This window comes from Paraburkholderia phenazinium (assembly GCF_900142845.1).
GTDB lineage: Bacteria > Pseudomonadota > Gammaproteobacteria > Burkholderiales > Burkholderiaceae > Paraburkholderia > Paraburkholderia phenazinium_A.
This window is the reverse complement of record NZ_FSRU01000002.1, coordinates 1400964-1413517: the sequence shown is the minus strand read 5'-3', so window position 1 is coordinate 1413517 and position 12554 is coordinate 1400964. Positions and strand designations below refer to the sequence as shown.

The window sequence follows — 12554 nt, the reverse complement described above, 5'->3', positions numbered from 1 at the left end:
ATACGAAGCAGGCTTTTTTTCGTCCTGGCCTTTTTGCGGCTCAGGTGGAACCGTTTAAGACCCAGGTGGAACCGGGTTACACCGCGACGCGGCTCGCCGCCAGCTTGCGTTGCAACTCCGGCATGATCCTGGCCGCCGCTTCCTCGCCGGCAAGGATCGCCGCGTTGCGCTGGGAGAAGTCGCTGCCGCTCATGGCCGCCAGATTCGGGCGGATCACGATATCCGCGTACTTGTCCAGTTCGTAGGCCTTGATGGTCTGGCCCATGATCGTGAAGGTCTGCAGCAGCACGTCGAACGAGCTCGACGTGACACCCGCTTCCGGGCGCTGCGAGATGTCGACCGCAATCACGAAATCCGCGCCCATCTTGCGCGCGAACGAGGCCGGCACCGGACTCACCAGGCCGCCGTCCACATACTCGTGACCGCCAATTTTCACCGGCTCGAAAATCGACGGCACGCTGCACGACGCGCGCACGGCGATCCCCGTGTTGCCGCGCTGGAACAGGATCGGCTGGCCGCTGTTCAGATCGGTGGCCACCACGCCTAGCGGCTTGACCATCTTTTCGATCGGACGATTGTTCAGCGTCGCATTCAGGTAGTTCTGCAGCGCGACGCCCTGCAGGAAACCGCGCGCGCGAAACGGCATGGCCCAGTCGCTGATCGATGCTTCGTCCATGTTCAGCGCAAGCTTGTTGAGCGCGAAACCGTTCATGCCCGAGGCATACAGTGCACCGACGACGGAGCCCGCGCTGGTGCCGGCGACCAGGTCGATCTGGATGTTGCGCGCCTCGAGCGCCTTGATCACGCCGATATGCGCGAAGCCGCGCGCGGCGCCGCCGCCCAGTGCGAGGGCGACGCGAATGGGGCGCTGCGGCTTGTCGAGCGGCGGCGTGACGGCAGGTGGCGGCGTGGTGGTCGCGGTGCTGGTGGCGGGCCGCGAGGCGTTCTCCGGCTGGCTGCCGGTGGTCGTGCAGGCGGTGAGAACAGCGGACGCCGCAGCCAGCGAGAAGGCGCGGCGGCTCAGACGTGAGGTGGACTGTGTCAACGATTTCTCCAACAACGGCGCGGGTTCCTGCGAGCGTGACCGAGGATGACCTTGCTGCCGCGAGCAGGCAAACAGGATCGCCGGCGGCGATCTAACGGCGCCGCGGTCGAGCGGAATGGCGGCGCGCGCACATCATAAATCAAAGCCTGGCCGGGGCGTCGTGCGAGTGAGGAAACGTTACAGATCCGTCGCTCAGGTGGGCAGCAGTCCTGTCAGTCGCGTGCGTGGCGGATGTGCGTAGCGGACGTGCGAGGCCCCGAAGCGCTGCATGACGCGGTGACGTAAGCGGTTGGGCAAGCGGCACGCAAGCGGCAAGGCAAGCGGCAAGCCAAGCGTCCAGCCAAGCGTCCAGCCAAGCGGCTGCCGGCAGGTATAATTCGACTCTCGCATTTTCCATTCGCTTCCATGCCCGGCGCCTGTTGCCGCATGGACGCGGTCCGCTGCCGCGCTTGCTGGCGTTTCATTGCCGCGCGCCGGCGCCTGTCTTCCGAGTAACCGTTTATGACCACCTCCGTTCGCACCCGTTTCGCACCGAGTCCCACCGGCTTCATCCACCTCGGCAACATCCGTTCTGCGCTGTATCCGTGGGCGTTCGCGCGCAAGATGAAGGGCACCTTCGTGCTGCGGATCGAGGACACCGACGTGGAACGCTCGACCTCGCAATCCGTCGACGCGATTCTCGAAGGCATGGCGTGGCTCGGTCTCGATTACGACGAGGGTCCGTTCTACCAGATGCAGCGCATGGACCGTTATCGCGAAGTGCTCAAGCAGATGCAGGAGCAGGGGCTGGTGTACCCGTGCTACATGTCGACGGAAGAGCTCGACGCACTGCGCGAACGTCAACGCGAAGCGGGCGAAAAGCCGCGCTACGACGGCACGTGGCGCCCGGAACCCGGCAAGGTGCTGCCGACGCCGCCGGCCGGCGTGCAGCCCGTCACGCGCTTTCGCAATCCGCTCTCCGGCGTGGTGGCGTGGGACGATGCCGTGAAGGGCCGTATCGAGATCTCGAACGAAGAGCTGGACGATCTTGTGATCGCGCGTCCGGACGGCACGCCGACCTACAACTTCTGTGTCGTGGTCGACGATCTCGACATGCAGATCACCCACGTGATCCGTGGCGACGACCACGTCAACAACACGCCGCGTCAGATCAACATCCTGCGCGCGCTGGGTGGCGAGCCGCCGGTGTACGCGCACTTGCCGACCGTGCTCAACGAGCAGGGAGAAAAGATGAGCAAGCGTCATGGCGCGATGAGCGTGACCGGCTATCGCGACGTGGGCTTTCTGCCGGAAGCGGTGCTTAACTACCTCGCGCGTCTGGGCTGGTCGCATGGCGACGCGGAAATTTTCTCGCGCGAGCAGTTTGTCGAATGGTTCGACCTCGAGCATCTCGGCAAGTCGCCGGCTCAGTACGATCACGACAAGCTCACGTGGCTCAACGCGCACTACATCAAGGAAGCGGACAACGCGCGCCTGGCCGAACTGACGCGGCCGTTCTTCGCGGAGCTGGGCATCGAAGACGCTACGCTGGCCCAGGGCGCGGACCTCGTCGCCGTGGTGGGGCTGTTGAAGGACCGCGCCTCGACGGTCAAGGAGATCGCGGAGAACGCCGCGATGTTCTACCGCACGCCGGCGCCGGAAGCAGACGCGCTCGCGCAACACGTGACCGATGCGGTGCGCCCGGCCATCGCCGATCTCGCGAGCGCGCTGAAGAGCGCGGAGTGGACCAGGGAAAGCATCTCCGCCGCGTTGAAGGCGACGCTCGGCGCGCACAAGCTGAAGATGCCGCAGCTCGCGATGCCGGTGCGTCTGCTGGTGGCGGGCACGACCCACACGCCGTCGATCGATGCGGTGTTGATGCTGTTCGGCCGCGACGTCGTAGTGAGCCGCCTTGAAAAAGGGCTCGCCTGAGACCTCTGAGAGGGATTGCATGCGGCTCTCAAAAAAAGTCGCATGTAATCACTCAAAGGGTATTTACAAAGCGCGGTTTGCTCTCTAAAATCTCGTTTCTGTTCTGCAAGGGGGGTATAGCTCAGCTGGGAGAGCGCTTGCATGGCATGCAAGAGGTCAGCGGTTCGATCCCGCTTACCTCCACCATCAGAGCAGAACGAAGTCTTTTCCGATGTCTGGATCCTGTAGCAAAAAAGACTTCACAAGCAGTAACAATGTAGTTAGAATACTGGTCTTCGCTGCTGACGAAACGAATTAATGTCAAAGTTAGCGTGAATTAGCAGCAAGATAAAGACAGATCTGAAAAGATTATGTCCCCTTCGTCTAGAGGCCTAGGACATCACCCTTTCACGGTGAGTACAGGGGTTCGAATCCCCTAGGGGACGCCAAACATCAGCGTCGCTTTAGTTTTCGAAAGAAGTAAAGCGGTGCAGCTTGCAGAGAAAAAACCGACGCTCGCAAGCTAGGGTGTAAAGACTGGAGTGGTAGTTCAGTCGGTTAGAATACCGGCCTGTCACGCCGGGGGTCGCGGGTTCGAGTCCCGTCCACTCCGCCAGACAAAGCCCGTTCATATGAACTTGAACGGGCTTTTTCATTAAAGGTGTAAGCGTACGTTGTCCCCTTCGTCTAGAGGCCTAGGACATCACCCTTTCACGGTGAGTACAGGGGTTCGAATCCCCTAGGGGACGCCAAGACATCGGCATCGCTCGGTAACGCAGTATGAGGCGATGCAGCTTGTGAGCGTGACCAACGCTCGCAAGTGAGCGGTGCAAAAATCTGGAGCGGTAGTTCAGTTGGTTAGAATACCGGCCTGTCACGCCGGGGGTCGCGGGTTCGAGTCCCGTCCGCTCCGCCAGAAATGCACGATCAGCCGTTGAATCTATCGGGATTCAACGGCTTTTTGTTTTTCTGGCCTATCCACTGCACAGTCATTTCTTCGTTGCCTTGCCGGGGCCATCCGGCCCTGGTGTTTTGCGCAACCATGCACCCGATTGGCGCGACGTTTTTTACCCTCCCTGCGCGATTGCAGGAACACATTACCGTTACGTCGAGATGCGCTGCGTCTTGACGGCTACGGCCTGGTGTACACGGTTGCATTAGCCGGGCGCCCGAACGAGTATGGACTGTGTCCGGAAAGGGAGCGTGCGATATGTCGGAAGTGCAAACGGTGCTCAAAGACGCAATGGCGGAACCGCTGTCGATCGATCTGGCCGAGCAGGCCTCCGTGGATCGTGAGCGGGCAACGTTTCATGACTGGTTGACTGAAGAAGGCTACGTCTTTCGGGGAATCGATTTCGCACTCCGGATCACCAGCTTTCTCGACTGTCACGATGCAATGATGGTGGGCTGCGGTCAGCAGCTCGGCTATACGGACGACTCCCCGCAGCGGCGGCCGGACCTGCGCGCCTTCGGTCGCGACCTGTATGGTTCGCCGGAGTTTGCGGGGCGCCGATATGTTCGCTCCAGCCAGTTGCTCGAGGACGCCTCGCTCGATACGTTGACCGTGATCGACACCTGCGATCACCTCACCGAACGGGAGATCGCCGATCTGTTCGCCGAAGCGAACCGGGTGCTGAAGCCGGGTGGGCATTTCATCGTGCGAGTCCCGGTTGGCTATGGGCGCGCGACCGTTTCGCGCAAGCGTGAGCGTGAGCCGGCCCGCAGCCGCGCCGTGGAGCAGGGCGTGGCGGATTCGGGGAGAGTCGCGAAGTTGTCCCGCGAGGCGACGGGCGCGCGCTTCAGATTCAAGCCGTTTCGCCGCTTGCTGGCTGAAAGCTTTGAGATCGAACAATCGGTGAATCAGCCGCGGCCGCATCTGCCCCGCTGGTTCAATTCCCGCCGCATCGTGCTTTGCCGGAAGCGCGAGGCGCAATAAGGCGCGCGCGTTGAACGGGCCGCGAGCTGTTGCCCGGTTCGCACGCCAGGGTCCAGTTCGAGTCCGCGCGGACTGCGCTGGCGGGCACACAAACTGCTGCGTGACAGAATATCGCCGACGCAGCCGCCGCTCAGTGGATGAAATTCATGCGCTGAAGGTCTACAGTACCCATGTTGCGCGATCGTCGGAACACAATCTGTCGCGATGTCATAAGACGGGTTCGGAGTATATCGCCATGGCCAAGCACACCGGACCGCCGGAATCGCAGGTGGATCACTCTGCGTCTGCGGGTCATTCCGCGGATCGTCCCCACAGCGATTCGGCTCAAGATTTCAGTCAAGGCTTCGATGCTGACGTCGATCCGGCGTCTGTCGCACCGCCTGCGCGGTTTGGGCGCCTCGCGCTTTGGGTTGCGTCGGCGAGTGCGCTGACCGTCGGCGTCGCGGCCACGCTCGCGTATGGCGTCTGGTTCGACCAGGATCAGCGGGCCTACGCGAAAGCCATGACCGTGGCGCAACAGACGCTCTCGGCGGGTGTTGCCGTCGTGCCGGAGCAACCGTCGCCGGCGGTCGGCGTCGCCACCGTGCCGGCGCAACAGACAGCGTGGTCGGGTCATGTGGCGGCGGCCGCGCCGCCTCAGACACCTCCAGCAGCTTCAGCTTCTCCCGCCTCTCCTGCCACGCTCGCCGATGCGGATCTGACCACCTCGGCTTCGTTTGCCCAGCCCGAGTCGACGGATGGTGCTCCGCCGGATGCATTCGCGGCCCATTCGAGCGCGGCGCAATCCGCGCCGCTGAGTGGCAGTGCGAAGCAGGCTCGCCACCATCCGCCACCGCGCCTCAAGCCCGATAACGGGCTGTTTGCGCGCATGCAATCGTTCTTTCATCGCGTCAGCTATCGGCAGCATGGCAATGGAAGCCAGCGAGACCTCTACGCTCACTCATGAGCGGCATCGGCCCGCACACGCCGCGCGCAAGCCGGCCTTTACGGTGCGCTTCGGCTGGGGACCGGCCGCGCTGGCTGGAGCGGGCTTGCTCTGTCTGCTGGCGGGACTCCTCGTCTTCGCGTTGCAGATCAAGGCGATCTTCTCGGACCAGTTGAAGCAGGAATACACGGGCCTCGTTCTCGACGCGATCGGTCGTGCCGAAAGCGCCCGCGATCTGGCCAGCGCCCGCCAGCCTCTAACCGGAGATAACGACGCCGAGCCGCAGGACTATCGGAGTGCGCGCATCGCGCTCGCGGCCCGTCTTGCATCCGTCGCCGCGCTGGTGAACGCGGATCCCGCAGCAGCACCCCATATCGCTCAGCGCGCGCTGTCGCCCGCGGTCGATTTCGAGGAGACGGATGCGTTGCTGCGCTCGGAGTCGACCTATTGGCGCACGCGGCGCGATCTCGTCAGTGCGGATCTGCGCAGTCGCATCGCGCGTGTCGCGAAAACGCTGATGGTGTTGTCGGCGCTGATCTTCACCGCCCTGGTCACCGCGCTCGGCATGTACGCGAAGCGCACCCGCCAACTGGCGCGCGAGTCGCACCGCTTCGAGTTCGCCGCGTTGCACGATGCGCTGACGGGGCTGCCAAACCGGCGGCAACTGTTTGCCATGCTGGCGCAAACCCCGCCTGGCGCGCGAGGCGATCCGCTGGCTCACACGCTGGCCGTTCTGTATATCGATCTGGACGGCTTCAAACAGGTCAACGATTCGCTCGGTCATCGCATCGGCGATGAATTCCTGATCGCCGTCGCGCGGCGCTTTCGCGAGTCGGTGCGTCTGGTCGATGTGGTGGCGCGCATCGGCGGGGACGAGTTCGCCGTGCTGGTGCGCGGATTTTCCATGGATACCGAACTCCGTACGATAGCGGAGCGTCTGATCGCGTGTGTTGTCGAGACAGGCGAACAGATGCGTGTCGGCTTTGTCGGCGCCAGCATTGGTATCGCCAGCTTTCCGCACCCCATCGAGGACTACCGGCACTTGCTCGCCGCCGCGGACGAGACGATGTACCAGGTCAAGCGAAGCGGCAAGAACGGCTACGCGTTCGCGACGGCGGTTCAGCGAGCGGGCGTGTCTTGACGCAGACGCAGACGCAGACCGCACCGCACGGCCACATCGCGAATGTGTACAGACGATGACAACGCCGCCCGGCGAGACGGCCGTGCGGAATCACAATTTCCGCATGAAATTGACAGACGCCGGCGAATTTGCCACCTAGACTGATTACGGTCGCCAAGCTTGCGAGGGGCGAGTCTGTCCCATCGCGACCTCGTGCTTAGACGACATCTGGCTATGCAACGTGGCATGCACCGCAGATGGATCGTCGCTCATCACCCCCATTCGCTTTTGAGGAGAGTCCCCATGTCCCAGGTATCGACGACCGAGGCGACCACGACGTGCATCGAAACGTCGCGGTCCGGTTATGAACTGCTCGCCGACCCGCTGCTGAACAAGGGAACCGCGTTCGCCGAGTCGGAGCGCGACGCGTTCGATCTGCATGGGCTCTTGCCGCCTAACATCGGCACCCTCGAGGAACAGGTGTCGCGCCGTCTTCAGGTGCTGCGCAGCTTCGCAACCGACATCGAGCGCTACGCCTTTCTGCGCGATCTGCAGGACACCAACGAGACGCTGTTTTTCGCCTTGCTGGTGCAGAATCTCGAAGAGCTGCTGCCGGTTGTCTACACGCCGACGGTCGGCGCCGGCTGCCAGCAGTTCAGCCGTCTGTTCCGCAAGCCGCGCGGCCTGTTTCTGAGCCTGCCGCACAAGAACCGCATCGAGTCGATCCTGGCGCACCCGCGCTTCGACAAGGTCGAGGCCATCGTCGTGACGGACGGCGAGCGCATCCTCGGGCTGGGCGATCAAGGTGCCGGCGGCATGGGCATCCCGATCGGCAAGCTGGCGCTCTACACAGGCTGTGGCGGCCTGCATCCGGCGACGACGCTGCCCATCATGCTCGATGTCGGTACCGACAATCCCGATTGCCTGAGCGATCCGCTGTACATCGGCTGGCGTCATGAGCGCGTGCGCGGCGAGGAATACGACGACTTCATCGAAGCCTTCGTGAGCGCCGTCGCGAAGCGTTGGCCGCACGTGCTGCTGCAGTGGGAGGACTTCGCCAAGAACAATGCGACGCGCATGCTCGAACGGTATCGCGACCGTCTCTGTACCTTCAACGACGACGTGCAAGGCACGGCTGCGGTGGCGACCGGCACGCTGTTGTCGGCCATCAACGTGACGGGCGTGCCGCTCACGGAGCAGCGCATTGCCGTGATGGGCGCGGGCTCGGCCGGTTGCGGCATCGCGAGCCTGATCCGCAAGGCGATGACCGACGCGGGCCTGGCGGATAGCGAGGCGGGCAAACGCTTTTTCATGGTCGATCGCGACGGGCTGCTGGTGGACGGCATGGACGGCATCGCGTCGTTTCAGCAGCCGTTCCTGCAGGACAAGGCGGCGATCGCCGGCTGGACGCTCGATCATCCGGACCGGGTCGCGCTGCTCGACGTGGTCCGCAATGCGAAGCCCACGGTGCTGATCGGCGTGTCGGGGCAGGCCGGTGCTTTCTCCGAACCGGTGGTGCGCGCGATGGCCGAGCATAACAAGCGTCCCGTGATCTTCCCGCTCTCCAATCCGACCTCGCGCGCGGAAGCTACGCCTACGGACCTGGAAGCATGGAGCGAGGGCAGGGCGGTGATCGGCACAGGCAGTCCGTTTCCAGCGCTCGAGCGCAACGGCGCGAAGTTCAAGGTCGATCAGACCAACAACTCCTACATCTTCCCGGGCGTGGGTCTCGGTGCGATCGCGGTCAAGGCGTCCCGCGTGACCGACACGATGTTCATGGCGGCCGCGAAAGCGCTTGCCGCGGCGTCGCCGGCGCGCGGCGACGTGACGCGCAACCTGCTGCCGCCGGTCACGGCCCTGCGCGAGGTGTCGATCACGGTCGCTCTCGCGGTGGCGCTGCAGGCACACAAGGAAGGTCTGACCCAGGGGATCGACACCGACCAGATCGAAGGCCTGATTCGCAGCAAGGTGTGGACGCCGCACTACGTACCCTACGAACGGGTCGAGGCCAGCACCTCATAAGCCGGCCAGACAGATTGACGAAGCAGACCGACGCAGCACCGCCGAAGCGGGCTGTTCAAACCGACCGACCGGGTGGGCCCGTGAGCCGGGCCCACCACGCTGACCGATAAAAAAACGGGAGATTTCCTGTGCTCAACACCATCCTGAACGGGCTGCTGCCGGTCGCGTTTGTCATCATCCTTGGCTGGCTCTCGGGGCGCATCGGCCTGCTGAAGCACGACGATGCCGGCGTGCTGGCGACCCTGGTGATCCGTTTTGCGCTGCCCTTCGCGCTGTTCGAAGGCGCGGTCAAGACCTCGCCGGACAAGCTGCACAATGTGGGTTTCGCGCTGTGCCTGACGCTCGGGCTGATGGGCACTTACGTGCTTGCGCTTATCGTAGGCCGCTTCGTATTCCGGCACGACCTGCGCACGGCCACCATGCAGGCACTGGTGTGTGCTTTTCCCGATATGGCGTACTTCGGCGCCCCCATCCTCGCCTCGGTGTTCGGACCGGAAGGGTTTCTGGCGGTGCTGGTCGGCAATCTCATCACCAGCATCTTCATGTTGCCGCTGACCATTGTGCTGACCAATCTCGGCGGCACGGACCAGCCGGGAAGCGATCGGCCTGACATCCTGCGCATCTTCGGGCAGAGCGTCGCACGCGCGGTGATCAATCCGATCGTCTGGCTGCCGATCTCCGGCATGGTGCTGAGCTTCGCCCACGTCACGCTGCCCGAGCCGGTGCTCACCTCCGTGGATCTGATCGCCAAAGCCGCGGGCGGCACTTCGCTGTTCGCGCTCGGACTGATGCTCTACGGCGAGCGCTTCATGATCAACAGCAACGTGCTGACCAACCTGGCCATCAAGAACTTCCTGCAGCCGGCGATCATGGCGCTGGGCGCCGTTCTGTTCGGGGTGGTGGGGGCGCCCGCGCACCAGGCCGTGATTACCGGCGCCGTGCCGACGGCGACCGCGGCGGCGATGTTCGCGCTCAAGACGAAAACGTACACGGCCGATGCGACCGCGACGATCCTGATCAGTACGATTCTGGGCGTGATAACCGAAGGACTGCTGATCGCTTATTTCTTCTGATCACGCGGGTAGTCTGGAGCTTGCGCTCATCAAGGCGCCCGGCCGTGATTTCCGGCCAGGCGCGCCCGTCATCCATCAACTGCGCCGGCGCATAACGAATGCGCGGCGTAGCGACGTGCCTAACTCCGGCGCTTCTTGCTCAACACGATGGTTTCGAACAGCTCGTAGTTGGACGTGGGCGTCTGATCCGCGCCCGGCGCGTGATAGTAGTTCATCGTGATGGTGGTGGTGCCGCCATGCTCGCCCGGATCGTGATCGAACACCGCGATGCCGTAGCCGGTGCCGGTATCGCGCTTCGCCGACCAGATCGCATCTTCGAGCGCGTCGGCAGGATTGCGCACGAAGGTGTTCGCCGCCGTGCCGGGCACCGGCCGATTCGGTCTGGTGAACACCTTCGCCTGCGGCAAGCCGGTGCTCTGATCTTCGCCGTAGACGTCGAGCGGTGCGCTCGTGCCGCCGCCGCCGAGGATCAGATGGATGGTGCCGTGGCTGGTGTCGAAGGTGGTGCTGTCCGGATCGGTGGGGAGCACGGGGCGCGGTTGCAGCGTATCCACGACGGCGCCGGTGGCGGCATCCACGCCCGCATGATGATTGCAGCCGCGCACCGGATGGCTGCGCTCGTAGTCGTGGTCGTGCCCGCACACCACGAGGTCGACGCCGTAGCGGTCGAAGAGCGGCAACCACGCCTCGCGAATCCCCTTGTCCGAGCCGTTGCCGGTCTTCGACGAGGTCAGCGCGTCCTGGTGCATCTGCACCACGATCCAGTCGATCTCACGGTCGTCGGCGGCATGGCGCAGCGTCTGTTCGAGCCAGCGGGTCTGCAGGCCTGCGCTGTAGCCGCGCACATAGAACGAGGTACCCGGCTCGATCGGCGGATTGCCGGTGCTGTTCGCCGGGACCAGTGGGCTCGGGCCGGCCACGAAAGCCGCCGCATCCTGGTAGACCACGTCGTCGGCATCGAGCGAAATGAACAGCACCGAGCTCACGCGGAAGCTATACCAGAGCCCGGAGAAGTGCGTGCCGTTCTCCGGCAGCGTGTAGCGCGTCAGATAGGACGCGAGACCTTGCGGCCCGTTGTTGAATTCGATTTCGTGGTTGCCGGGACACGGCATCCACGGACGATTGGCCGCCGAGTTCTGCACGTTGTTGCCGAAGTCGCGCCATACATCCGGCTGATGCGTCGGGTTCAGGTTCGCGTAGCAGAGGTCGCCGTTCAGCAAATGAAACAACGGCTCGAAGCGCTCGACCGCCTGCACGGCAAAACGGCTTTGCGGATACGAGAGTACCCACTCGGTATTCGGCGTGGCCAGATCGCCGTAGGTGGTCCAGCGAAACGGCGCGCGGCCGCGCGGCGCGGTCTGGAAGCTCGAGCTGAAGGGCTGGGCGGCGTTGCTGTCGTTGTCGGCCGTGACGGTGTACTGATACGTGTTCGCCGGCTTCAGGCCGCGCAGGCGCGCGTGATAGGTGAACAACGTGGCGCCGTTGATGCCGTCGGTATAGATGCGTTGCACGCCATGCACCGTGTGCTGCTGTTCGCCCGTGGTGCTGAACTGCACGCGCGGATTGACGGCGGTTGCGAGCGATGCCCACGAGATCACCACCTCGGCGGTGGGATCGCCGCCCCATGTCAGATGGATCTGTTCGGGCGTGCCGTCGGGGCTGGTGGTGGCCGCCTTGCTCACGGCCGCGAGGCTGCCGGCGGCGGTGGCCAGTCCGGACACGCCGGCGAGCTTCAGAAAGCCGCGGCGCGAGACGGCGGCGAGGACATCGGTGGGGCGGGAAGGGGACGCAGATGCGGAGGCAGAATCGGAGGCGGACGCGGGCGTGTTCTCGTTCGACATATCGGTGTTCTCGGCCGGAAGGTTGGGAAGAAGGCGCACGGCTGGCTGCCTCGGCGGGCCGGCACGATCTGCCGCCCGACGCGCGCAACCGCGCCTGCATTATTCGCACAACTGTCTTTCCGTGTTGTGACAACACCGACGACCGGCAGATTCGCGCGCTGGCGCACGCGATCCAGGCCGCCTTCCGCTGAGACTTATGCCCGGCGAATCACGACTTAATTGGCGTTGGCTTGCTTGCTGCCGAAGGTCACCGTGATGGACGGCGCATATTGCGGCACCGTGATCATGGCGTCCTGATCGTCGTCATCGCTGCCGCCTGCGGCAAAGTGGAATTGCGGACGCGGAATTTCGGTCTTCGACGCCTTGATCGTCGTCGTCACCGGGTCATAGCCGGCCTTCTCGCATTTGATCTGCAGGTCCGAGTCCGAGCGGCGCACTTCGACGCTATCGGGCGCCGTGAGCGACCAGTCGCCCTTGGAGTTAGTCAATACGCATTTCGCATCGGCGACCGGGCCGTTGCTATCGACCACGGCAATCGCCAGGGTCTCACGGTCCTTCCTGGCGCCGCCGTTGTTCGAATTCGACGCGCCGGTGACGTTCACGGTGTTGGCGGATTGCAAGGCGGTATCGGCATTCCCGACGTTGCCGGCGAATGCGTGGATCGAGGACAACGAAAGCGTCGCGGCAACAATGGCGGTTAGG

10 protein-coding genes and 5 tRNA genes are annotated in these 12554 nt (G+C 63.9%); 11 read left to right on the top strand and 4 right to left on the bottom strand.

The window, feature by feature from the left end:
* Positions 1-76: 76 nt before the first annotated feature.
* Positions 77-1045, bottom strand: a complete 969-nt coding sequence (locus BUS12_RS23365) for a patatin-like phospholipase family protein (RefSeq protein ID WP_074301663.1) — start codon at positions 1043-1045, stop codon at positions 77-79.
* 192 nt (positions 1046-1237) lie between these two features.
* Positions 1238-1435, bottom strand: coding sequence for a hypothetical protein (locus tag BUS12_RS38900; protein WP_171991703.1), 198 nt, complete (start codon positions 1433-1435; stop codon positions 1238-1240).
* 111 nt (positions 1436-1546) lie between these two features.
* Between BUS12_RS38900 and gltX the strand changes: the two genes are divergently transcribed.
* The 11 genes from gltX (at position 1547) to BUS12_RS23310 (ending at position 10011) form a co-directional block, all read left to right on the top strand.
* Positions 1547-2956, top strand: coding sequence for a glutamate--tRNA ligase (gene gltX, locus BUS12_RS23360; protein ID WP_074299725.1), 1410 nt, complete (start codon positions 1547-1549; stop codon positions 2954-2956).
* Between the two features lie 110 nt (positions 2957-3066).
* A tRNA-Ala gene (locus tag BUS12_RS23355) sits at positions 3067-3142 on the top strand.
* Between the two features lie 166 nt (positions 3143-3308).
* Positions 3309-3384, top strand: a tRNA-Glu gene (locus tag BUS12_RS23350).
* Between the two features lie 90 nt (positions 3385-3474).
* A tRNA-Asp gene (locus tag BUS12_RS23345) sits at positions 3475-3551 on the top strand.
* Positions 3552-3611: 60 nt separating this feature from the next.
* Positions 3612-3687: transfer RNA gene (locus BUS12_RS23340), tRNA-Glu, on the top strand.
* 87 nt (positions 3688-3774) lie between these two features.
* Positions 3775-3851 (top strand) — tRNA-Asp (locus tag BUS12_RS23335).
* A 294-nt stretch (positions 3852-4145) separates the two neighbouring features.
* On the top strand, positions 4146-4871 hold the full coding sequence (locus BUS12_RS23330; RefSeq protein ID WP_074299723.1) for a methyltransferase domain-containing protein: 726 nt from the start codon (positions 4146-4148) through the stop codon (positions 4869-4871).
* A gap of 235 nt (positions 4872-5106) precedes the next feature.
* Entirely contained in the window at positions 5107-5817 is a 711-nt protein-coding gene (locus BUS12_RS23325; protein WP_143788438.1) for a hypothetical protein, read from the top strand.
* A complete protein-coding gene (locus BUS12_RS23320; protein WP_143788437.1) occupies positions 5783-6937 on the top strand; it encodes a GGDEF domain-containing protein in 1155 nt (384 codons plus the stop codon). The genes BUS12_RS23325 and BUS12_RS23320 overlap by 35 nt, the downstream gene beginning before the upstream one ends.
* A 282-nt stretch (positions 6938-7219) precedes the next feature.
* Complete coding sequence (locus BUS12_RS23315; protein ID WP_074299718.1) at positions 7220-8938, top strand: NAD-dependent malic enzyme; 1719 nt, start codon at positions 7220-7222, stop codon at positions 8936-8938.
* A 128-nt stretch (positions 8939-9066) separates the two neighbouring features.
* Complete coding sequence (locus BUS12_RS23310) at positions 9067-10011, top strand: AEC family transporter (protein WP_074299716.1); 945 nt, start codon at positions 9067-9069, stop codon at positions 10009-10011.
* 119 nt (positions 10012-10130) lie between these two features.
* Here BUS12_RS23310 and BUS12_RS23305 read toward each other — a convergent pair whose 3' ends face one another.
* Together BUS12_RS23305 and BUS12_RS23300 are read right to left on the bottom strand one after the other, a co-directional pair.
* Complete coding sequence (locus BUS12_RS23305; protein ID WP_074301661.1) at positions 10131-11852, bottom strand: fibronectin type III domain-containing protein; 1722 nt, start codon at positions 11850-11852, stop codon at positions 10131-10133.
* 215 nt (positions 11853-12067) lie between these two features.
* Positions 12068-12523 carry a hypothetical protein gene (locus BUS12_RS23300; protein WP_074299714.1) on the bottom strand — a complete coding sequence of 152 codons (456 nt, stop codon included), beginning with the start codon at positions 12521-12523 and terminating at the stop codon, positions 12068-12070.
* Positions 12524-12554: the final 31 nt, after the last annotated feature.